The sequence below is a fragment of the Candidatus Bathyarchaeia archaeon genome (assembly GCA_035283685.1).
In the GTDB taxonomy this organism is placed as follows: domain Archaea; phylum Thermoproteota; class Bathyarchaeia; order Bathyarchaeales; family Bathyarchaeaceae; genus DATETJ01.
In genome coordinates this window covers 101,280-123,102 of sequence record DATETJ010000004.1, presented here as the reverse complement: position 1 = coordinate 123,102, position 21,823 = coordinate 101,280, and the positions used below count along the sequence as shown (strand labels likewise).

Genomic DNA, 21,823 nt, shown 5'->3' with positions numbered 1-21,823 from the left:
AAAACCCAATTCTAACAGAGAATGCGCTGTCGGCAAAAACTTATAACCCAAACCACAGACTAGCCTCAGTCATATTTCAAAACAATCAGCATGGTGCACAGTCTATGGATAAAGAGAAAGAAGAGATACGCGTAGTGTGCTACGGTGTAGGCGCAGTAGGTAGCCGCATAGCACGCTTCCTACTGGAAAAACAGGGAGTACGAATCGTAGGCGCCATAGACGTAGCCAAAGACAAAGTCGGCAAAGACCTCGGCCAAGTGCTCGAAATCGGGAAAAAACTCGGTGTAACCGTATCCGACGACATTGACAACGTCATGAAAAAAGCCTGCGCCGACGTGGTCGTCCATGCCACTAGCTCTTACCTAAGAGATGTTTATTCACAAATAGCGCCTGTAGCCACATACGGAGTCAACGTGGTCTCAACCTGCGAAGAACTCTCCTACCCATACCTCTCTGAACCCGAGCTGGCAAAGAAACTTGAGGCATTAGGAGTCAAATACGCCATGTCCTTCCTGGGCACAGGCATCAACCCAGGCTTCCTCATGGACACACTAGTCATCACGCTCACAGGCGTATGCCAAAAAATAGACAAAATAAAAGTCAAAAGAGTAATGAACGCCGCAACCCGACGCGTGCCATTCCAAAAGAAAGTAGGCGCCGGACTCACAGTGGCTGAGTTCAAAAAGAAAATGGCAACCAAAGAAATCACAGGCCACGTAGGACTTGCACAATCAATCGGCATGGTAGCCGCAGCGTTGCGATGGCAGTTGGACAAAATCCAAGTTGAACAAGCAGAGCCTGTCATAGCCAAAGAAGAAGCCAAAAGCGAAGCCATAACAGTCAAGAAGGGACAGGTAGCCGGCTTGAGACAGATTGCCAGAGGCGTAATGAAACGAAAAGACGCAATCACACTCGATTTTCAAGCCTACATAGGCGCAAGAGAGGAATACGACGCCATAACCATCGACGGTGTGCCCCCAGTGCACCAGAAGATTTCACCCTGTGTCCACGGAGACCTAGCCACAGTCGCCATAATAGTCAACTCCATACCAAAAGTAATGAACGCAACCCCGGGCCTACTCACCATGAAAGACCTGCCCGTTCCCGTGGCAGCAGTCGAAGACATGAGAAAATACCTTTAAGAACCAGTTTTCTTGACGACACAGTGATTCAACTTGGACACAGAACAAAAAGCCTACATGATAGACCAAACCGTGTCCATGGACCTTCCAGCCCGACGAGTAGTGCGTCAACTCTACGAAGCAGCTTTGAAGGCGAATGCCGGCAAGCATCTTTGCCTGAGCGCCGCCCAAAAGCTCACGGAACGCATGAACAAGGGAGACCATGTCCTTCTACTCACAGGATTTGCTATCCCACCAATGAACATCCCCGAGACAGATGGACCAATAGGCGCTGCTGTGCTGACCAAGTCTCTAAAGGCAATCGACCTCAAACCAATCCTCATAACAGACGAATCATGCCTCAAAGTAGTGAAAGCGGCAGCGCCCGGAACTGAAGTCCTCCAATTCTCAGTCGATCCGAAGCAAGCTCATTCTCAAGCAGAGCATGTACTGCAGAAATACAACCCAACAGCACTCATAGCAGTTGAGCGGCCAGGGTGGAACAGCAAACGGGAATATCATAACATGCGCGGCTTGAACATATCCAACACTGTGGGCAAGACAGACTACCTATTCACTTTAGCCCAGAGACACGATGTCTTAACGATAGGCATCGCAGACGGCGGAAACGAACTGGGATGCGGACTCATAAGCCAAACCGTGCGCAAACATGTACCCTACGGCGCCAAATGCCAATGCCCCTGCAACAGCGGCATAGCAGCAGCCACCCCAGCCGATGTCCTAGTTGTCAGCGGCGTTTCAAATTGGGGAACCTACGGCATCGCCGCCTGCCTGAGCCTGCTCAAAGGCATACCATACACTCACAACAAGAAAGCCGAAATGCAGTTGTTCAATCGCATCGTGAAGGCTGGGGCAATCGACAGCATACTCCAGGAGCCCAAGCCATACGTCGACGGCTTGTCACCCAGCCTCAACGGTTTGGTAGTTGATCTTATATCTGCGATCACAAACGCTTAACTTGTGACCAAGAATGCCGCTTAAACATGCAGGAGTTCACCCAAAAGGATCGCTGAAGCTATCCGATGTTATAGAATCTGTCAAGAAGCATCCAGATTATAATAAGGTGGGCGCGGTGACCCTTTTCGTAGGCGTGGTCAGAGGCGAAACAAAACAGGGTGAATCTGTCAGCCGCTTGCAGCTTGAAGCCTATGACGAAAAAGCCGACCAAAAACTCGAGCAGATTTGTGAAGACCTTCAAGCCGAAAAAGGCATAGTTGACGTGCAGGTTCATCATTTCATAGGCGAGTTTGAACTGGGCGAAGACTTGGTCTATGTGCTAGTGGCTGGAGGACATAGGGATGACGTGTTTCCCGTGTTGCGCAAGGCAGTTGAACGCTACAAGAAAGAGGCGCCCATCTTCAAGAAAGAACACATTAAGGATAAGAAGGGCAAGGTCAAATCATATTGGGTTAGCGAACAAAAACCTACGGACAGGCGTTAAGCGTCATGGATAAGACTCTAGATTTCAACCTGGTGACGCCTTGTGGTTCGTACTGCGGCGAATGCACCTACTATAAGCAAGGCTGTCCGGGATGCGGCTACGTAAAAGGAAAGCCATTCTGGGGAGAATGCCGATTCTATTCATGCGTGAGAGAAAAATGCGTGGAACACTGCGGCTTGTGCGCCGAGTTTCCATGCAACTACTATCTGACAACGTACGATCCAAAAGAAGGTGCGTGGCGAGTGTTCTACAGAGCTGGTCAATTGGCCTATAGGAAGAAAATAGGCACCAAAACATGGCTCGAAGAGAAAATTAAAGGCGGAAACCCTGATCCAAAGTTCAGCAAATAGCCGATCAACCCGCTAGCATAAGCTTGCTTTCCCCGAATCCCGTGTACGAACCTAGCTCTTGAGCCCTCTTTTCAAGGTCTCTCAAGTCTTCTTTTCCGATCTTCTCGAACGGAGCTATCAAAATTGAAAGTGCTTGTTTTGTTTTCTGGGTTTTCCACGTTCCAGCTACATGCCCGTCGATCCATACCGTAGCGGCTATGTCTCCAACCTTTGGCTTGAACACGCGTTTCTTGTATTCGTCTCGTATTATGCGTGTCCTGTCTTTATGTCCCAGAAGAATAGAGTCGAACTTGGGCAGCAGGATCGCCGGTGGTCTTTCATCGAGACATATCGAGGCTAAGGTCCTGAAATCCTTCTTTAAGAGCCAGAACCGTCCCTTCGCGCCCTCTATTTCGACCTCTTCAATCATGTCGCTTGCGCCTTCTATTGCTTTCTTGGCGTCGCCTGCCACCACCCCGCTCCATAGAACGAAATCTTGTTGTGTGGCTGGACCGTAACCGTGCAGATATTTCAGAAAAAGGTTTTTTTGAGCCTCTTCCTCGCTCACTTTGTTCAAGTCGATGTTGGGTAGCCACTTGTCCAATCGTGCGAAGCATGCTTTTCTGTCGCAGGGCTGGGCGTAGACGGTTAAGCCTTCATATGCGGTTTCCTTAAGAATACCGCCCCAACCTGAGAAGAGTCTTTCATAAGGCTTCGAGTCATCTTTGAGCAACGAACGCACGCGGTTGTTCAGGTCCTTGCGTTTGAGTGCTTCTTGAGCCAACGCCTCCATTATCTTGGGATAGATGACGTTTTTCCTCTCCTCTCTTGACGGCCAGTCAGGAGCACGCATGTAACGACCATGATGCTCAAACCACATTCGTCTCAGCGCTCTATTGAAGATCGGCAAGTCCTTAGATGGAGTCACATGCAACGTGCCGCGCATAACCCACGTCTTTACTAGCGATTTGCTTTTGTAAAGCGCTTCATCCAGTAGGCTATTGTCAAAGTCTTCGACTCTGCTCCACAACGACAAATAAGGTGTAGTTGCCGCTTGAGCATGTAAACCGCAAACGTCGTCAACAACTTGGCCAAGGGCTTTTTTTTGGGCTTTTCGAAGCAGGTGATGTTTGGCAAGGTATAGACGAGTGACTGCTTTCAAAGAAAAGCGTTCAACGCTTCTTTTTTTGCCATTGCTGGACATACAATCTGCTTCTGTTGTCATTGCATAAACGCTTTTATGCCCTCATTTTCCAGAGTGTATGCGCGTGACCATTATTGGACACCCTAGAAGAGTTTAGACGTTATCGGGAGAAAATGAACAAGCGCATCCTCTCGAACGGGCATCTCGGGATTAAGCGGTTTTTCGCCTTGGACAGTCGCGCTTACGAGAAAGGCGCCTTGGACGCAAAAACCAAGGAACTACTAGGTCTCGTTGCTTCAACCGTTTTGCGCTGCAACGACTGCATCACCTATCATGTCATACGCTGCGTGCAGGAAAGCGCTTCCGACGCGGAGTTGTTTGAGGCGTTGAATGTGGCGATGGTTGTGGGCGGGTCGATCACGATACCGCACCTGCGCCGAGCGGTCGATGTGCTTGATCAGTGCAGACAAAAACAGAAACGACACGAAAAAATCAAGCTTTGAGGGCAGCCTCCAACGTTTATTCGTCTTCTAGTTTCACGACTTTGCAGCATCTTCTCTCTAACTGGCTCATCAGGCTGATTCCAGCCTTTGCCCTCTGCTCCTCTTCCTCAAGATGCTTCTGGAGTCCAACCTGCCTGACGCGCGCGTAGTTTTCAACGACGAATGGATACCACTCGCGGTGATACTCTGTGTTAGGACATGTAAGATAATCTGTGCAGAGAAGGCAGCTTTCAATCTTCTTTTCAGGAGCACATTTCTTGTTTTCGCAGGGTGCGCCCCCACCGTTCAGACAGTCGGGGCACTGCGCTGCGGAGAACCATTCTAAGCCTTTTCTGAACTCGTCAAACTTGAATGATTTCACAACTTCGTTGAGCCAGTCGTAGCGAACTGTGTCAACAAGTCGTTTCAGCTCTCCAGCTATCACTTTTACTCGTCCGTTGCCATTGGGGCATTGGCCACAATAGACGCCGCATATTCCGTATGGGTATTTCTTCAAGTCTCCAGATTGTTCCTTGGACAATTTCTTCACCTTGTTCGTGTGCAAGTCTAGGATTTAGTTTAGGTGTAAAGACTGATATATCTACTGCTAGCGGTAGGCGTAAGAGCCCTTGCCAACAGGAAACTTTTGGATCAAACGGGATCACGAGAGGAAATCAGAGCTTGAATTCCCATTCGCACCAGACGTTTTTGGGGCGTTCTTCAGTCGGTGCAAAGCGGCAATTGACCTTGATGCTTGGGTTGAATTCTTCGACGAAGGCTTTAAGGTAGCTGAATCGCACGTTTTTGCATGGAAAAACATCGAGCGCTTTGCTGATCCTTGCTTCTTGTACTCGACACTTGGTAACACGGTAGACTCCTATGGAAAGCGATTCCTCGATCTGTTTCTCCTCTTGATAAAGTGACCAACTTGTGTTTCTCAGAGCATACATTAATGCTGAAATGTCGTTGTTCTGGATTTGGAGTAAGCTCTTGAGTTCGCGAGCCTCAAGCTTGCCTAGGGTTTTCCAGCAGTTTGAGTCGATTTGAGTTGCTGCTTCTGTGCCAAATCGTTCTTCAATGCCTAGGAAGTACAAGCCGTCAACGCGCCAGAGATTTCGGATTTGCATGTTGAAGAGATTGAGTAACGTTTCAGTTGGCATGCTTTTCAGCATTTCTTGGTCTTCTTTGGTTAAGCCGCTCATCGAGTTTTCACCAAGCTGCTTCTCTAATAAGTGAAGGCAGTTAAATATCTTAACAGACCTAAGCAATCTGGGATATGATATGGCTCAGATAAAATTCGCTGTAGTTGAAGACTTGGGAAGGCTTCGAGAGTGCGAGTTGCAGATCTGGGAAAGCCTTAGTGAATGGCTGCCTGATTCATTTGTCAGGCCGAACATGGACTACATTCGGCGACCTGATTACCTGCAGAACTGGCAGGAAATGCTTCAGAATAGAGAGGTCATTTACCTTTCCGCAGAAGAAGACAAAGAGATCATTGGACTAGCAACTGGAAGGGCAGGAGAAGGCGGAGTCGGTACACTTGGGTTTCTAGGCGTCAAAAAGGATTATCGCAGAGGAGGCGAGGGCTCAATGTTGCTTAATAGGTTTCTTGAGGAGGCAAAGAAGAGAAACGCTCACAAGGTGTGGCTGTTCACTTCGCCTAACCTGCATTCGGCGATAAGGCTCTATATCAAGACTGGATTTGTGCCTGAAGGCTACATGAGGCAGCATTCGTACGGTCTAGATCTCATCATCTACAGCAGATTCTTGGACCAACAAAAGTGATAAAAAAACTAGGCGTGTTTCTTCATCCACGTTGCTGCTTCGCGTAGCAGCGGGTTTGGCGACACGTCTATGACCGGTATGTCCAATGTTCCAACGCGTATTGCCTGCTTGTACTCGGGCATAAGCGCATAGACCACGTCTGACCAGAATATTCTGCCTTTAATGTACTCGTCTACAAGAACCTCGGTTTGGGGTGCTATGGGGTTATAGGAGAAGACTACACCTTCAGCCCATTTCAAGATAACGGATTCACCGCTGCTCATTATTACTGCCACGATTCTGGACAAAGCTTCAAGAGATGGATAATGCGTACATTCCAGAATCACCAATTCCTTCGGAGCGCGACATACAATGTCCATGTAGACTTGCACCTTGCCCTGTCAGCGTTTCTACTCTGTGAACTACACTCACGCTTTTTAAACCTTCGATAAATGGCCATTTCTGACACTAAAGGATGGAAGAAAGCTGAAGAAAAAGCGGGCAATGTGCCTATATTAGGCATTCCTTGAGGTAGTCGTCTAGAGTTTTCGCTGGCACAACTTCTATCTTGTAGTCTTTGACGTCCAGCGAGTATTCATAATTCTTTTGTGGCACGACCACTTTTTTGAAGCCCCAAGCTTCGGCTGCTTTGATCTTCTCGTATAATCCGCCGACTGCTGTTATCATTATCTGGTCGCCTACACCCAAGTTGATTTCGCCAGTGACAGCTACGTCCTGTCTTAGGGCCCGTCCTTCGATTAGTGAGCAAATCAGTATGGCCATGGTTACCCCTGCAGATGGTCCGTCGACGCCGTATGATTGTGAGAAGTCAATGTGTGTGAGAAAGTCTTGGGCTATGTCGACGCCGTATTTGTGCAGTATGACGCTGCGCACTTTGTCGATGCTGTCAGAAATGAATGAATCGGTCTTTCCCTTAGCCACACCTGTGACTTTGTAATATCCTTGCATTGGATAGTCTCGGTTAACTTGGCTACGCTTGACCAGCTGCGCCTTCACGCTGAGCACGTTGCCCGTCATCTCGCCGCTGTACGGGTCGGTTACAACGGCCAAGCCGTAGATTTGGCCCAGCTGTGTCCCATGCGGGTCTATTTCAAGCAGTTTGCCTCTTTCGCTGAGTTGATGCTCTAAAATCTGGCGTTGAATGGTTTTGCAATGCTTCTCTATGGCTTCTTCTACGTGACGCCGTTCAACTGCTGGATTGTCTTCATTCATGGCTAAGGTGGCAGCGGTCTTTACCAATGAGATTAATGGTCGAAACTTGGTGGACAGTGCATCTCGTTTGTTGCTTCGGCGCCTGCCTTCTTCTACAAGTTCTTCACATGCTTCCCGACTGAAAGGAGACAGGTGGAATCGTTTGGCTTCCTGTGCCACAAATTGAACATACCTGCGTCTGTTTTCAACTGTGTTGGGCATGTCATTGTTCATGCGTACAACTTTGCCATAGCCGTAGATACGATCCATTAGGGCTGGGTGCAGTTGTCCGATGGAGTCGAAGTTGCCGGCGCCTACGAGGAAGCACATGGACGGGATAGGCTCGGTTGACACTGCCATGGCTGCGGTGCCGCTTGTCATCAGATGCCCCCGCGTTGTTATGGGCAGTTGTCCATCTTCCAAAACGGTTAACAGGGTTACTGCTTCGAGAGGGCTCAGGTTCTTGATTTCGTCAATGTATAAGATGCCTAAAGACGCTCTGTGCACGTCGCCTGCAGTGACGCGTTGATGTTCAGGTGTGCCCATCCCGCCAGTTTGGAATGGATCCCACGCTATGTCGCCAAACAGTTGTGAAGACATGTGACCCGTTGCATCAACAAAAGGCGCCCTTTGAGAAGAGTTGTCAACAAGAAGTTTGGGTACCCCAGATTGCTGAGCTCCTCCTATGCCTCCTAGGTTGAGGGCGCCGCCGCTCATTTTGCCGAACCACCAAATGAATATTCCAAAGAATATGAGCGACCCTGCTGGCACGAAAATGAGTACAAGTGATGGAAATGACTTGGCGAAGTATTCGAAGAAGTTGTAGTTGAACATTGCCTGCAGAGAGACACCGTCGGCCACTCCGGGGTTCAACTGCCATTTTTCAACCAATTCGTAAATGCCGTACATTCCTATGAACAGCATAAGCATACCGAAAGCTAACAGAAAAGTTTGGATTACGCGCAGGCCGCCAGAGACTAGGAACTTTCTTTTTTCTTGGTGTAGCCGTTCCTTTCTGATTGTTTCTTTGCCTTTTCCAGCCTCATTTATGGATATTTTTGGTTCGCTGGGGACAACTCTGTTCTTCCAGCACAGCACATCGAAAAGCTTGATCTTGTTCTCTTGGTAGACTTCAGTTAGCTTTTCAGCTAACGCGCGCCCAAGAAGCGATTTGCCTGTGCCTGGGTCGCCTAGCAGGAGGAGGTAGGGTCCGGGGCTGAGTTTAGTCTTAACATCTGGCTTTGACGCTAGCGGATCCTTCCATTCTTCGTACCATTTCTGTTCTTCAAGCGTTTTGAGCTTGTGAGCCCATTCGTCGAGGCAGAGAAAGCATTCTTGAAGTGCGCGGTCTTGACCGATAACCCAAGACATTAGATTGTCGTCTACGGGGAAGTTTTCGGTTGATTTGAAATTTGCCCAGTCCCACTGTACTCGCGCCTTTTTTCCATTAATTGTTCGTTCAAGAATTTCGGTTTCGTTGCCGAAGCATGAGTAATCGTCGCATCTGTAAGAGGACATGGAGAATCTCAAGAGGCATCATTGTTTTCCAAAATTAAAGTCGTTATTTCAATATCGTAATATGGCAGAAGTTGATAGGAGGAGCGCTTAATAACTTCCACATAGAGAAGGTGTCCCAGTGGTTTGGAGGTTTAGAACGCTTTGAAGTATGATATACGGTACAAGCCGTCTTACAGCATGCTTGTCGTACAATTGGATGCAGGCGAGACCATAACAGCCGAGTCTGGCGCCATGACCTACATGAATCCCAGTATTGACGTGAAGACGCGGATGAGAGAGAAGAGCTTCCTGGGAACACTTGGACTAACGTTTCTTGGCAGACAGTCATTCTTTGTCAACGACTACACTGCGGCTTCTGAACCCGGAGAGGCAGCGTTTGTCTCAGCGCCGGTAGGAGACATCGAAGTTCTTGATGTTTCACCGACGCAGGGATACATAGTTCAGAAATCCTCGTACATCGCTTCCACAAAAGACGTGAACCTAGATGTGCAGTGGCAAGGTTTCACGAAAGGTTTGTTCGGTCAAGGCCTGTTCATGATCAAAGTGTCCGGTAAGGGGATGCTTTTCATAAACACGTTCGGCGCCATCGACAAGCATACTCTGAAGTCTGGAGAAAAGATGATTGTCGACAACTTCCACCTTGTGGCTTTCAGCGACACCTGCCCATACAAAGTGATCAAATTCGGAGGCTTGAAAGAGACTCTTCTAGGCGGCGAAGGCTTGGTCACTGAGGTAACTGGTCCCGGTGACGTCTACATTCAAACGAAGAACTTGAGAGAGTTTGTGGACTGGCTTTGGACTTTGCTTGAATCGAGGGTGCAATCAAGAGCTCGCTAAGTAACGACAGCAATTCAACCATGTGGGACTCCTATGATTAGTGTTAAATAGCTGAACCTCTGTTTCTCAATGAAATCTAGGGGAGCTGGGGAAGACCTGGCTGAGAGGACGACTAAGGCGTCGTCGACCCTTAGAACCTGATCCAGATAATGCTGGCGTAGGGAGGGATAAAAGAAGAAATGAGCGAAAAAGCTTCTCAAACCAAGATCTTAGCAGAAGGCGCAGTTTTCATCGCCTTGGCGATCATACTTAGGGATGTACTGCCCCCAATCTTTGAACTTCCACAAGGCGGATCGGTAACAGCGGCAGGCATGTTGCCACTGCTCTGGTTCTCGCTTCGGCGCGGCTTGCGGGCTGGCTTGGAGGCGGGCACAGTTTATGGTCTCATCCACATGGCTTTGCCTGGCAGCTTCATTGTTGATCCTGTTCAAGCGTTGCTTGACTATCCGATTGCTTTCGCCGCTCTCGGCTTGGCAGGACTGTTCAGAAAGTATCCGCTGTTTGGCGCGCCTGTTGGCATCTTTGGTCGCTTTGTGGCTCACTTTGCGGCTGGCGTTTGGTTCTTCGCTGAATATGCACCTGTGGGCATGAGTCCGATTCTTTACTCGGCTTCATACAATGGAGGCTATCTCATCGTCGAATTGATTGTAAGCGAGGTTATCATAGCAGTTCTGGTGAATCGACGTTTGCTCAACATATACACCTAACAGCAATCGAGACGAAGCCACCTAATTTCCTCTTTTTTTCCGTGAAGGGTTTTCTTTAACTTAATATTCAAATAGCCCGTACGTTTCTAGTGGTTGCCAAACAGGTGTTGTCTTTGGGAGACGAACTGAAGAAGTTCACTTTGGAGGATCTGAAGCAGTATGACGGCAGAGAAGGACGACCAGCTTATGTTGCTTACAAGGGCAACGTGTTCGATGTTACCGAGAGCTTCCTTTGGATAGAAGGTGACCATCAGGGTCAACACGTGGCTGGGAAAGACCTCACTGACGAGCTGAAGTTTGCGCCGCATGGAGAAGAAACTCTTGCACGAGTGAAACAAGTTGGCGTGCTGGTTTCCGAATCCGGAAAATGAAGGCTAGGCATATAGAGTTGACTAGGGAAAAAATACGTTTTCAGGAACTGCGCCCAGATTTGTGGCCTGCATTTGAGCGGCTGTTTGGTCCAAACGGTGCATGCGGCGGCTGCTGGTGTATGTGGTGGCGCATTGAACTCGACAAGCAGTGGAGGCAACTTCAGGGGGCACGGAACAAGAAAGCGATGAGAAATCTTGTGCATAGTGGCAAGGCTTTTGGTATCTTGGCGTTTGTGGAAGACGAGCCCGTGGGCTGGTGTTCTTTTGGACCGAGACGAGACTTTCCACGGCTAATTAGGGTCAAGGCGTACAAGCGTGATGATGCGGATGATGTCTGGTCAGTTGTGTGTTTTTTTGTTCATCGCAGGTGGCGTGGGAAAGGCTTGTCGCGAGAGCTTTTGAAAGCCGCTGTGGATGCGCTGCGAAAACGAGGTGTCAAAACGGTTGAGGCTTATCCAGTTACAACGACTAAAGATGGGCGACGGGTCAGTTCAACCTTTGCCTATACTGGACCTGTTGGAATCTTTGAGGAACTAGGTTTCAGAACTGTGCAGTCAACGAATTCGTTGAAGCCTTTGATGAGGCTTGAGCTCTAGAACTCTATTTGATCATTTCAGCATTTTGTGATGCTTCAGTTTCACAGCCGATTTGCCTTTGATGTGCGCTTCTAGAATGGTCTCCAAATTGTCGGTTTTCACGCTGTTGTAGAGTACGCCGTTTGGGTAGACTAGCACGTTTGGACCGATTTCGCAGTCGTCTAAGCATGTGCTCTTCGAGACCTTTATTGTTCCTTTCAGGTTTCGATCTTTTACCATTTGCTTCAGGTTGTCGTAGAGTTGCTGTGAACCCTTATCTGCGCAGTCAGTGTCATTGCAGACAAGTATATGCAGCTTGTAAGGTGTCATGGATCGATGCCAGCCTTCTATATTGTTTCGATTTTGTAAAGGACCTTCAAGCCCTTTAACGTGTGATGTACGCTGTTGCACAACTGCAGTACGTCCTCTAGTGTGGGTTCTTTTTTCCAATCGTAAATGTGATCGTAGTGTCCCTTGGCTGGTTTGAAGCCCATTGACTGGAGTTTCTGTGCCACCACGCTGGGCTCGGCTCCTTCGCTGTTGAACCAGACGGTCAAATAGGTCTTCAGAAGACTTGGCCTCTTTGCCTATTTTTCTGATTTGAATTAGATAAATCATTCTGTGCCAGAACATGAAAGGAAAGGAGTCTCTGAACTACCCGCAGATGCTTCCCATAGAACCAGACGTATCTTTGGTTTCGAAGGCTTTGTGGAGCGATTGTTCCAGCTTACTTGTTCTTGCTTCTGTAGATTACGGTTCCACATTCTTTGCAGTAGTCGAAGTTTGACTCATTGTTTTCAACGATGTCAGCGGAGCGTTTGCACGAGTTGTTAGGACACTTCATTTAAGCGGTTCACTCTCTTTTGAAAAGTGTGTATTCGAGCGGTTCCGGCTCGTGGCAGGGGCAAGCCTTGCACATTGCGCCTTGCACCATCTCTTTCAGCACGCAGCAGTAGACTTTCGCCTTAACCAAAGAAATCGCTTGCTTACAATGGCTTGAGAAAACCTGTGGGGTGCCAGATGGTTTGCTTGGCTGCTTTGGTTTTAACGTGAGTTCGCTGCTTCTTTTTCTGTACTCCTGAAACTTCTGTAAGTATTTCCTGGGAAAAGTTGTGTTAAGCTCGCTTTGAGGGACCTTGTGCATTGGCATCATCGCTTTAAACTCGCTTGCTCGGTTAAAAATGAGTTATGAAGCCTGAATACTGATTCAGGAAAAATTACCACGCGAAAGGTGGAAAGACGGGAAAGGCAACCATCTTTGCCGCAGTTACGTGTAGTCAATCTGGTAAATTTTGGCTTTGCCGTTGTCGAAGAGCTTCGAGAAATGCTGAGGAAACAGGGTATCATCAAACAGCAGTCGCAGCAGAGTCACTTGGGCAGCACGCACGGTGGGTTCATGCGTGTCGCTTTCTTGGTTGTAGACTAAGTATTCTGTTGCGTTGTAGCCTGCAATTTGCGCGATCCAAGGGAACTTCTGCAACTCGTCAGGTATGAACACTAGCGCGTACTTGGCATTGTACTTAGCTAGAAGCGGCATCGATTGTCCTTCAGGTAACATGAAAATATTGGTCAAGTCGTGGATCCTTTCTGATGATCCCCATGTGCCGAAGAGTTGACCCTGCAGGTTGCCGAAGACGCTTCTGGTGGAGCCAACTGTGTTGTATATGTCTCTGGATGGATAAGCCTCTATTACTTCCCTGTGGCTCCATTCTCTCACAGCTCTGCCGTAATCCCACCAACAGAGCACAACTGAACCCGGCGGTGTAAGTTCTTCCAGTTTGGCAAAAGCATCCGACATCCCGGGTTGATGGGAAAAATATTCCAGAACCGCGTCTTGTCCACGTTCATAATCCACTTTCATCCAAAGAAGCGACGTAGAAGCCACAACTAGAACCACTATGACGATGGCTGCGAGAATCCATCTTTTGCGCGGGAATTTGGGAGTCATACGAATTACAGAGCGCCTCACTCAGCGCTTATGGCTTTTGGTGCATAGCTTAATGGTTCTGGCTCGGAGGTTTATGTAGACTCGGGTCTTTTGCGCTTCAGTTCTTAACGTGGCTTTTGTCTTGTGGCTCAAACTTGCGTGACGTTATTACTGCAACTGAAATGAGAATTATTGTTGTGGTTACAATGCTCGTGAAGGTAGGTTGCTCGTTTGCGAATGCCCAGCCCAGAAGTAACGCGACAACGGGGTTTATGTAGGCATAGGTTGCGATACGCGAGGGCGTGGCTTGTTTTAGGAGCCAAATGTAGGAAGTGAACCCGACAAGCGAGCCGAAGACTATCAGATAAGCCCAAGCGAATAACGAGCGCTGAGATATGCTGCCTAGTCTCAAGTTCGCTAACTCTCCCGTGGCTACGCTTGTTAAGAGCAGTAGGAACCCGCCAGCAATCATTTGTATGGCTACGCCCATGAAATGTGAATTTGGGAGGCTTGCGGAACGGGAATAAAATGAGCCGAGCCCCCAAGCTAGGGCACCAAACAAGAGGGCGAGAGCAGCAATCGGGGCCATATTGCTCCCGCCTAGACTGGGCAAGTCCCCGACGAGTATGATTACTCCGATGAATCCTGCCAGCAACGCTAGAAGCCCTTTTCCATCAGGTTTTCTCCGGTCATGCACGGACTCCACCAAGACCAGCCAAAGGGGCACGGTTGCCACGAAGATCGAAGCTAACCCTGAAAGTATCCACTGCTCTGCCCACACAACCGCGCCGTGTGCAACCAGCAACATTAAGCCGCCGACGACAAAGGCTGAACCCCAATGTGACCGTGAGGGAGCTGAAGCGCCCCGAAGCCTAGTCACACAATAGAGTAGAACTCCTGCAATAGCCCAGCGTGTTCCAGCTGTGAAGAAAGGAGGAGCAGTCTCAATTACGAAGCGAATGGCCAAGTAGGTTGAACCCCAAACGACACAGACTACAGCGAATGCAAGGGCCACGCTAAGGCGCATGTTGCCTTCCTCCAATTGGGCAGTACATACGTCAACGGAATGTTAAAAACGTAGTTGGTGGAACGGGCAGGATTTGAGCTTGCAAACCCCTACGGAAAAAGATCCTCAACTTTGAGAGCTTGCGCCTATTCTTGAAAACCAACGTAAAGACGATTGCGACAGATGTTATTGTGATGACCCACGGAATAAATCTAGAATCAATCGTTAAAGCTTGTTTAGTCTGGACCTCATTATAAATGGAGATTATGGTCTTTATTGCATTGGCGTAGTCCCACTCATTGAATTGTCGCGCTGCGGTTTCTAGTTCATTCTCGGAAACCTGTGCCTGTTTGCTGAAAATCAGCTCGGTGGTTGCTCTATAATAGGATATGAAGCTCATCCTAGCTCTAGCATCTTTGCAGAACATACAGAACTGGTTGGTGAGAGATCTCATTGAGCAGATGACTTTAGGATAGCCTAATTCAAAACGTGCAGAATGGTGGGAAAGGCTTACCCAGTGTCCAATCTCATGGCGCATCTGTTGTGTCAGAAATGTGGGTCCACTTTCGCCCATAGCCTGGAGCGTGCCATCCTGATATCCTATGATTATGATGTTACGAGAAAACCAAGAAATCCCGGGACCTATCCCTGCGACTCCGCCAATGGCTGTGTCATTTCGTGTTTGCAGAAGCACAAGAGGGATTATGGATCTGTTTTCTATGTCTGTCAGGTTAAAGTAGTCTTTCACGTGTTCGAACAGATACTGGGTGATTGGGTCGTATTCGCCCGAGTCTCTGAAAACGTCCCACTGCACGTTCCTTTTGGCTTCAGTGAGGCGTCTGGTTCCGTTTGTCAGCGAAAACGAATAATTAAGGGGTTGTACTAGTTCTGCGGTTCGGCTTTCAAAAAGACGGCTCAACTCAGCATCCATGTCTTTGATTGTTGTGATTACAGTCCAGTTCGTCCATGGCATCAAGTCTTCGAAAGCTTGTTTGATTCGTTGAGGGTGGAAGTTGTTTTCTGTTCCGTTTAGCCATAGTATTCTCACTTCGTAATTTTCGTGTCTCTGCGTGTCAGCGAGGATCATTCGTGAATCTGTTGCTCCAAGCAGATTGACAAATACGTCTGGCAGGGCGTTGTTGAAGAGTTCGATGGCTCTGTTGGCTACTGCTGTCCTAGTCGGATTACTCTCAATCAACTCACTCAAATCAAAATACAGTGCTCTATGCGCTCCTCCAAAGTAAGGGGGAAATACCCAATATTCGAATGATTGACCATCAAAGAAATCTGTCCTGCCTAGGAAAAGATCTGGTCTCTCATGAACATAAAACCATGAATGATCGACTCCGCCATCGGGAATTGACATGAAAACGAACAGGTACCCTTTATCTGGAGCCGCGAGATAGTCAGGTTGAAGCAGAAGAGCATTTAGAAGCGTTATGTTATAGAATTTTTTTCCTTCAGAATCATACGCCTTATTGACAAGCGAAGTCATGACATCCAGAGGAAATTCGTGAAAAGCAATGGACACGTTAAGGCTCCATGTCATGTTGTTGGGTTGCGCGAATTGCCTAACGTTTCGGGTGGCTTTGGATAGAAACGTGCTTTCGTTAATGTAATCTGAGGAGACCCCTAGGAACTCCGCTTTGATGTTTGCGGTCTGGGTTAGCTGAATTTCGGGAAAGTCAATTGCGCTGGCGGCATCGAGTGATACCTGGGGAAACATGCTGGGCGGATAAAGTGCCGTGAGGAAGAGCAAACCGATAATGGAAGTTTCGAGATAGGATGCTAGCAATTGGTGATCCTAATATTAGGATTTGAACCGCAGTAATAGGGTTTGCCAGTCTCTCCCACATCATTCATTCTTATGAAGACTCAACCCCTATGGTAAAAACATAAGCGTGTTTTAGGCATTAAAGAGACTTGGAAATCGATGCAAACAATGGAGCGAGACTAGTATTGAAAGTTCCTCTTGTGAACCTTGGCAATACAGGGCTGAAAGTCTCGAAACTGGGTTTTGGCGAAGTGGATTTTGGAGACAAAGACCCACTCAGACTGCGCCCAAAGGAAGGCTGGCGAATTCTACCAGAATCGTATAAGCTGGGCGTGAATTTCTGGGATTCATCGGATGATTATGCTACCCATCCTCTTGGAGCTTCAGCTCTGAAACTTCTCCCGCGAAAGGATGTAGTCATTTCATACAAGACAAGCGCAAAGAGCGGTAAAGAAGCCTCAAGAAGTCTACGGAATTTCCTGAAGGAGCTTGACACTGACTACATCGACGTTTTTCTACTGCATTGCGTATCATCCGATTGGATGAAAGGCTGCCGTGGAATGCTTGAAGAACTGAATGGCAAAAAGGCGGCAGGAATGGTCGGAGCAATCGGCTTGTCCACGCACAGCGTCACTGTTGTGAGAGAAGCCGCTCAGATTGAAGAGGTAGACGTGATACTGACAATATGCTGCAACGCAAGCACTGCGGTTATCAACAAGTACATTCCAATTGAAGACGGCACCATCAGAGAAATGTACACTGCAATCAAACTGGCTCACGAGAACGGAAAAGGAACCATAGCAATGAAAATCTTGGGAGGACGAGTCACGGGTCCAGCTCCAACACTCGTCAAGAACTATCAGTATTCGATAGGGTCGATTGCACGATTAGACTTTGTGGACGCCATGTTCGTAGGAATGAGCAATCTCGACGAAGTCAAAAAGAACATACAAGCCGTTCTCTCCGCGAAGGCACTTCAATAGGCAACAGTTTAAAAACTGCAAACAATGATGCAGCGTGCGGAATTCACATGTGCAACTCGCACGGTAAGAACATAAGCACGTTTAGGCATTAGAGAGAACTTGGAAATCGACGCAAATCATAAGGTCGAGACATGTGTCAAAAATCCCTCTTGTGAGCCTTGGCAATACTAGGCTGAAGGTTTCGAAGCTGGGTTTTGGGACGGTTGATTTTGGGGTTCCGCTTAATTTGGAGCCTGAGGAAGGTGGTCGAATTTTGATGGAGTCTTATAGGTTGGGGGTGAATTTTTGGGACACGTCGGATGATTATGGGAGTCACCCGCATGTTGCTTCAGCTCTTAAACTTGTGCCCAGAAAAGAAGTTGTCGTATGCACTAAGACGAGTGCTAGGAGCGGTGAACAAGCCCTAAAGAGTCTCAGGAGTTCGCTGAAGGAGCTTGGCACTGACTACATAGATGTTTTCTTGCTGCATTATGTCACGTCTGACTGGATTAACGGCAGTCGTCGAGTGCTGAAAACACTGAGTGACATGAAAACAAGTGGAATCGTCAAGGCAGTTGGGTTATCGACTCACAGCGTTAAGGTTGTGAAGGAAACTGCCCGATTTGACGAAGTAGACGTGATAATGACGATATGCTGCAATGCTGGGCAAGCGATGATTCGTGAGTTTCCAGACAATATTCCTCTTGAAGACGGCTCAATTGATGAAATGTTTGATGCGATTAAGTTGGCTCACGAGAACGGAAAGGGAGTTGTCGCCATGAAAGTGCTCGGAGGTCGTGTCAGAGGACCTGCTCCCCCGCTCGTCAAGAATTACCAGTTGTCCATAAAGGCAATCGCACAGTTAAGCTTTGTAAACGCGATAGTTGTAGGAATGAGAAACCTCGACCAAGTCAAGAAGAACGCCAAAGCAATCCTTTCTAGTTAACGATTAGGATTTGGTATTATTTGTCGATCTAATGGTGCAGCGGGCAGGATTTGAACCTGCGAACCCCTACGGGAAAGGATCTTGAGTCCTTCGCCTGATGTCGCCTTTTTCGGCTTTGACCTGGCTTGGCTACCGCTGCACCTGTTTCAAAACTTGTTAGCATGGCATCATTTAATTCTTTCCGAACCTGTGAAGAATCCTTTAATCCAAGGCGATCCATTCATCTGTGAGGCGTCTCTCATTGGAAGCTATGATGAAGCACTTCATGAAGAGCATGAGCAAGGAAGACAAGCAGAAGATGATGAAGGAATTCATGGACAGCATGAGCGAAGAAGAAAAAACAGAAATGATGCAACTAATGATGCCCATAATGATGAAAGACATGAACCCTCAATGATGGCTGACATGATGAAACAAATGACACCCGAAATGAGAGAAGACTGCAGAAAAATGATGACACAATGCCTACAACTCATGCAGGAAACAAACGAGTAACATCAACCCAACCCAACACACACCCGAGAAAAAAAGAAGTTATCATTACTTCTTCTAAGCGAGAGCTAATAACATCTGAAACAGAAACCGCCCCAACATCGAAGAAGTTGTTGTAACAAGGCGCTACAGTAGTCAACAACAACTTCGAACAACACTTGTTGATGACACTAAGAGCAGTTAGGCATCAACACCCACACAGCCACTGCCGCCTATAGCATAGAAGTAGTAGTCCAGCAACACGCGGCGCAGACTACTACTTCTGAACAAAGCTAGCTCGGCATTATTACTGACTCTAAGCGAAAGTTAACGACCCATGAAAAAACAGACCGCTCACAAACAGCCTGCACTTACATGTTCAACTACAACTGTCAAAGCCATTGCCAATTAGACAGTCCCACAAAGCAGCAGAACACAGATTCTTGAAAACACGCCTGCACTTGGCGTTTTATCCATAACTCTTTAATTTTAGCAGATCATCTTAGAACTTGGTGAAACAGTTGTCTGAAGCCATGAAAGGTTTAGGCGAAACACTAGCACAACTAATTGACAAACTGGCTGGCAAAGGAACCAACCTTCAACTCACATTCAAAGACCTAACACTTGAATGGGCGGGAATGAAAACCAAACTAAACGGGTCCATCTCATTCGACATCCTGTACGTAACGGAGAAAAAGTGAAACACCTGCTTCCAGAAGCTGAACTCCAACAAATACTGAAGCTGCTAATTCACGCCTCCAGACAAGGAAGCATCAGCCTCCAAACCAACGGCGTAGAAAACGTTCAACTGCAAGTCGAAAACAAAAAGATAGACTTGAACTTCCTCCAAAAAGAACAATTAAAAACCCTGCTCGAACTCGAAGCCAAAACAGACGAAAACTCCATCCTAAAAAAACTGAAAACCCTCAAAAACATAGCTGAAAAACTCAAACAACACGGATTCACAGTAACCATATCGTACAAGGATCAAAAGATGCTCACACTAGGTTCAGAAGCCAATCCTACACTTTCTCAAATGGTTACCGAGACCAACGCCGTAGAAATCAATAATCTAGTTCAACTATTAGCCTTATTCAAGTGAAAATTCTTTCCATCGATCTTCATTCACTCATGGGAAAGCCCCCACTAATTCAATCGTTGTTCCAATTTTTTCGCCTTTGACCACCAACAGAATTTTTCCAGACTTGAACCCGTTCACAACCGCAGTTCTTATCCCAGCATGGTAGAAGAAGGCTAAAGGGAAAGGGCGCCTTCTTCTTTTGAAATTCCATTTCCCGCACAGCCGCTCAACATGCGCAAACGTCACGCTAACCAACATGAAACGTCACGCATGCCAACATTGAACGTCACGCTAGAACACGAGTAAACAGCGCCAAAAACACCATACAAAAACCCAAACAGCGCCCAGAACGCAAACAGAAAAGCCCAAATTCGACCACAAAAAAATTTTTCAGCACTCATACTAACCCTACTCCAACCTAGCCCAAAACATCTACACACAATTGCACATGGAAACAACTGTGTACAACAACGACTTCAACTGATCAGAGTCCCGACTCTCTCACCCTTAACCACCAATAAGACATTCTCAGGCTTAGAACCATTAACCACCACCGTCTTAATCCTACTCTTCTGCAACAAACGCACAGCCTCAGGATCCAAGACCTGATGAATCCCAGCCCTATGCCTATCAGCCTCAAACAACTTCCCCAAATCCTCAAAACGAAGCGCATCCAACTTATGCGCGTCCGGAAACCTCCGCGGATCACGATTATAAACACCCTCCTGATCAGTCCCCTTCACCAACAAGTCAGCCCTCACACGATCAGCCAACAAAGCAGCCACCGCATCAGTCGTCATCCCAGGCTTCAAACCGCCCATAACCACAACCTTCCCCTCGTCAACCAGTTTCGCCGCATCATCAATAGTCACAGGAACAAATGCAGAACCAGCTTCACCCAACTTCAAAACAAAAAGCTGAGCCAACAAACGCGAAACCGAAATCGCCACCTCATCCTGCTCAGGCTCACTCAAACCCATAGCCTTCGCCGTTCGAATAAGCTCACGCGAAAGCGAACCCCCACCCACAACAGCCGCAACCACATGCCCCTCACGCCTCAACTTCAAAAGCAGATCAACATACGAGCACATGAGCTCCGGATTAAACGGCGAAGCCACAACCGAACCCCCAACACGAATAACCAACCTCACCCAAACACCAACCCAATCAACAGCCTACGATAAACACGCAATGAGAAAATAAAACTTGCATCCCAAAAACCCCAAAGCAAAACACATTAACCCCCACACATCAAGCTAAGCCAAGGCGAACCACGAGAAATGACCACACCACCCCAAGCACTTGAACTCATATTTCTAGGAACTGGCGGCGGAAGATTCGCCACAATAACACAACGACGCAGAACAGCCGGCATCCGCATCCTATACGAAAAAGCCAACGTTCACCTAGACCCGGGCCCCGGAGCCCTGATATACTCACTGAAAGCTGCACTAAACCCTCAGAAAATCAACGGCCTACTCATCTCACACTGCCACCCAGACCACTACAACGACGCCGAAGTACTAATCGAAGCCATGACAAGCGGAATGACCAGGAAAAAAGGCGTCCTAGCCGCAGCACACAGCGTCTTGTACGGCAGCGACCACTGCGAAGCCTCAATCTCAAAATACCATCAACAAATGCCCGAACAACTCGTAGACGCAAAACCAGGCACAACATTCGACATCAAGAACCTCCACATATCAGTAACGCAGGCTAAACACACGGATCCCGACGCCGTGGGCTTCCGAATCGAAACCCCAACCCTAGGCAACATCGCATACACATCAGACACCGAATACTTCACAGGCATAGGCAAACAATACTCAGGAGCACGCGCCCTCATCCTCTGCGTACTAAGACCGGCAGGCAACCCATGGAAAGGACACATGACCACAGACGACGCAATCAAAATAGTGGAAGAGTCAAAACCTGAAATGGCTGTGTTGACCCATTTTGGCATGCAAATGATAGTAAAAAACCCAGACAAAGAGGCACAATCAATACAGCAACAAACAGAGGTCCCAACAATAGCTGCTTCAGATGGAACGCACATCAAAATCGGAGAACAAATACAGGTTCAAACCACAAGAAAACGCAAGGGTTTGGAGAACTACCTCTAGTTCCTGAGCCC

Annotated in this window: 27 protein-coding genes, 1 tRNA gene and 1 riboswitch; of the genes, 16 read left to right on the top strand and 12 right to left on the bottom strand. The window is 47.8% G+C overall.

What is annotated here, in order from left to right; translation table 11 throughout:
* Positions 1–104 precede the first annotated feature (104 nt).
* From VJ249_04880 to VJ249_04865, 4 genes are read left to right on the top strand one after another with little or no spacing between them, the layout of a single operon-like run.
* Positions 105–1,142: a dihydrodipicolinate reductase gene (locus tag VJ249_04880; protein HKZ93901.1), complete on the top strand. Its 1,038-nt coding sequence runs from the start codon at positions 105–107 to the stop codon at positions 1,140–1,142.
* 33 nt (positions 1,143–1,175) lie between these two features.
* Positions 1,176–2,099 (top strand): DUF4392 domain-containing protein, encoded by a 924-nt coding sequence (locus VJ249_04875; GenBank protein ID HKZ93900.1) that lies wholly within the window; start codon positions 1,176–1,178, stop codon positions 2,097–2,099.
* Between the two features lie 13 nt (positions 2,100–2,112).
* Entirely contained in the window at positions 2,113–2,583 is a 471-nt protein-coding gene (locus VJ249_04870; GenBank protein HKZ93899.1) for a molybdenum cofactor biosynthesis protein MoaE, read from the top strand.
* Positions 2,584–2,588: 5 nt separating this feature from the next.
* Complete coding sequence (locus VJ249_04865; protein HKZ93898.1) at positions 2,589–2,933, top strand: DUF3795 domain-containing protein; 345 nt, start codon at positions 2,589–2,591, stop codon at positions 2,931–2,933.
* A 4-nt stretch (positions 2,934–2,937) separates the two neighbouring features.
* On the opposite strand, the gene VJ249_04860 is transcribed toward VJ249_04865, so the two are convergent.
* Positions 2,938–4,137, bottom strand: a complete 1,200-nt coding sequence (locus VJ249_04860; protein ID HKZ93897.1) for a winged helix DNA-binding domain-containing protein — start codon at positions 4,135–4,137, stop codon at positions 2,938–2,940.
* Between the two features lie 92 nt (positions 4,138–4,229).
* Here VJ249_04860 and VJ249_04855 point away from each other — a divergent pair, with 92 nt between their 5' ends.
* On the top strand, positions 4,230–4,559 hold the full coding sequence (locus VJ249_04855; GenBank protein ID HKZ93896.1) for a carboxymuconolactone decarboxylase family protein: 330 nt from the start codon (positions 4,230–4,232) through the stop codon (positions 4,557–4,559).
* A 16-nt stretch (positions 4,560–4,575) separates the two neighbouring features.
* Here VJ249_04855 and VJ249_04850 read toward each other — a convergent pair whose 3' ends face one another.
* Entirely contained in the window at positions 4,576–5,079 is a 504-nt protein-coding gene (locus VJ249_04850; GenBank protein ID HKZ93895.1) for a DUF3795 domain-containing protein, read from the bottom strand.
* Positions 5,080–5,212: 133 nt separating this feature from the next.
* Positions 5,213–5,740 carry a DUF6125 family protein gene (locus VJ249_04845; protein ID HKZ93894.1) on the bottom strand — a complete coding sequence of 176 codons (528 nt, stop codon included), beginning with the start codon at positions 5,738–5,740 and terminating at the stop codon, positions 5,213–5,215.
* 79 nt (positions 5,741–5,819) lie between these two features.
* Here VJ249_04845 and VJ249_04840 point away from each other — a divergent pair, with 79 nt between their 5' ends.
* Positions 5,820–6,323 carry a GNAT family N-acetyltransferase gene (locus tag VJ249_04840; GenBank protein HKZ93893.1) on the top strand — a complete coding sequence of 168 codons (504 nt, stop codon included), beginning with the start codon at positions 5,820–5,822 and terminating at the stop codon, positions 6,321–6,323.
* Positions 6,324–6,331: 8 nt separating this feature from the next.
* On the opposite strand, the gene VJ249_04835 is transcribed toward VJ249_04840, so the two are convergent.
* On the bottom strand, positions 6,332–6,682 hold the full coding sequence (locus tag VJ249_04835) for a hypothetical protein (protein HKZ93892.1): 351 nt from the start codon (positions 6,680–6,682) through the stop codon (positions 6,332–6,334).
* Between the two features lie 130 nt (positions 6,683–6,812).
* Positions 6,813–9,032: a S16 family serine protease gene (locus VJ249_04830; GenBank protein HKZ93891.1), complete on the bottom strand. Its 2,220-nt coding sequence runs from the start codon at positions 9,030–9,032 to the stop codon at positions 6,813–6,815.
* A gap of 141 nt (positions 9,033–9,173) precedes the next feature.
* Here VJ249_04830 and VJ249_04825 point away from each other — a divergent pair, with 141 nt between their 5' ends.
* The 4 genes from VJ249_04825 (at position 9,174) to VJ249_04810 (ending at position 11,543) form a co-directional block, all read left to right on the top strand.
* Positions 9,174–9,869: a TIGR00266 family protein gene (locus VJ249_04825; protein HKZ93890.1), complete on the top strand. Its 696-nt coding sequence runs from the start codon at positions 9,174–9,176 to the stop codon at positions 9,867–9,869.
* 68 nt (positions 9,870–9,937) lie between these two features.
* Positions 9,938–10,050, top strand: a riboswitch (TPP riboswitch).
* Positions 10,049–10,576 (top strand): energy-coupled thiamine transporter ThiT, encoded by a 528-nt coding sequence (gene thiT / locus VJ249_04820; protein ID HKZ93889.1) that lies wholly within the window; start codon positions 10,049–10,051, stop codon positions 10,574–10,576. (Overlaps the previous riboswitch by 2 nt.)
* Before the next feature lie 113 nt (positions 10,577–10,689).
* Positions 10,690–10,947, top strand: a complete 258-nt coding sequence (locus tag VJ249_04815) for a cytochrome b5 domain-containing protein (GenBank protein HKZ93888.1) — start codon at positions 10,690–10,692, stop codon at positions 10,945–10,947.
* Complete coding sequence (locus VJ249_04810) at positions 10,944–11,543, top strand: GNAT family N-acetyltransferase (GenBank protein HKZ93887.1); 600 nt, start codon at positions 10,944–10,946, stop codon at positions 11,541–11,543. Before VJ249_04815 ends, VJ249_04810 begins: the two co-directional genes overlap by 4 nt.
* Before the next feature lie 12 nt (positions 11,544–11,555).
* Here the strand turns inward: VJ249_04810 and VJ249_04805 are convergent, their stop codons facing one another.
* The 5 genes from VJ249_04805 to VJ249_04785 form a co-directional block, all read right to left on the bottom strand.
* Positions 11,556–11,852, bottom strand: coding sequence for a (2Fe-2S) ferredoxin domain-containing protein (locus VJ249_04805; GenBank protein HKZ93886.1), 297 nt, complete (start codon positions 11,850–11,852; stop codon positions 11,556–11,558).
* 17 nt (positions 11,853–11,869) lie between these two features.
* The gene (locus tag VJ249_04800) at positions 11,870–12,079 is read right to left on the bottom strand and encodes a hypothetical protein (protein HKZ93885.1); all 210 of its coding nucleotides are present in this window, start codon (positions 12,077–12,079) and stop codon (positions 11,870–11,872) included.
* A gap of 710 nt (positions 12,080–12,789) precedes the next feature.
* Positions 12,790–13,470, bottom strand: a complete 681-nt coding sequence (locus VJ249_04795) for a hypothetical protein (GenBank protein ID HKZ93884.1) — start codon at positions 13,468–13,470, stop codon at positions 12,790–12,792.
* A gap of 97 nt (positions 13,471–13,567) precedes the next feature.
* Positions 13,568–14,476, bottom strand: a complete 909-nt coding sequence (locus tag VJ249_04790; protein ID HKZ93883.1) for an EamA family transporter — start codon at positions 14,474–14,476, stop codon at positions 13,568–13,570.
* Positions 14,477–14,507: 31 nt separating this feature from the next.
* Positions 14,508–16,250, bottom strand: coding sequence for a hypothetical protein (locus tag VJ249_04785; protein HKZ93882.1), 1,743 nt, complete (start codon positions 16,248–16,250; stop codon positions 14,508–14,510).
* A gap of 164 nt (positions 16,251–16,414) precedes the next feature.
* On the opposite strand from VJ249_04785, the gene VJ249_04780 reads away from it, so the two are divergent.
* Both VJ249_04780 and VJ249_04775 read left to right on the top strand, forming a co-directional pair.
* A complete protein-coding gene (locus tag VJ249_04780) occupies positions 16,415–17,212 on the top strand; it encodes an aldo/keto reductase (GenBank protein HKZ93881.1) in 798 nt (265 codons plus the stop codon).
* A 133-nt stretch (positions 17,213–17,345) separates the two neighbouring features.
* Positions 17,346–18,137, top strand: a complete 792-nt coding sequence (locus VJ249_04775) for an aldo/keto reductase (protein HKZ93880.1) — start codon at positions 17,346–17,348, stop codon at positions 18,135–18,137.
* A gap of 32 nt (positions 18,138–18,169) precedes the next feature.
* On the opposite strand, the gene VJ249_04770 is transcribed toward VJ249_04775, so the two are convergent.
* Positions 18,170–18,276, bottom strand: a tRNA-Leu gene (locus VJ249_04770).
* A gap of 102 nt (positions 18,277–18,378) precedes the next feature.
* Between VJ249_04770 and VJ249_04765 the strand changes: the two genes are divergently transcribed.
* From VJ249_04765 to VJ249_04755, 3 genes are all read left to right on the top strand, one after another.
* The gene (locus VJ249_04765; protein HKZ93879.1) at positions 18,379–18,534 is read left to right on the top strand and encodes a hypothetical protein; all 156 of its coding nucleotides are present in this window, start codon (positions 18,379–18,381) and stop codon (positions 18,532–18,534) included.
* Between the two features lie 595 nt (positions 18,535–19,129).
* Positions 19,130–19,309, top strand: coding sequence for a hypothetical protein (locus VJ249_04760; GenBank protein HKZ93878.1), 180 nt, complete (start codon positions 19,130–19,132; stop codon positions 19,307–19,309).
* A complete protein-coding gene (locus VJ249_04755; protein ID HKZ93877.1) occupies positions 19,306–19,710 on the top strand; it encodes a hypothetical protein in 405 nt (134 codons plus the stop codon). Before VJ249_04760 ends, VJ249_04755 begins: the two co-directional genes overlap by 4 nt.
* 455 nt (positions 19,711–20,165) lie before the next feature.
* Here the strand turns inward: VJ249_04755 and pyrH are convergent, their stop codons facing one another.
* Positions 20,166–20,840 (bottom strand): UMP kinase, encoded by a 675-nt coding sequence (gene pyrH, locus VJ249_04750; GenBank protein HKZ93876.1) that lies wholly within the window; start codon positions 20,838–20,840, stop codon positions 20,166–20,168.
* Between the two features lie 129 nt (positions 20,841–20,969).
* Here pyrH and VJ249_04745 point away from each other — a divergent pair, with 129 nt between their 5' ends.
* Positions 20,970–21,812: an MBL fold metallo-hydrolase gene (locus tag VJ249_04745; protein ID HKZ93875.1), complete on the top strand. Its 843-nt coding sequence runs from the start codon at positions 20,970–20,972 to the stop codon at positions 21,810–21,812.
* Positions 21,813–21,823 lie beyond the last annotated feature (11 nt).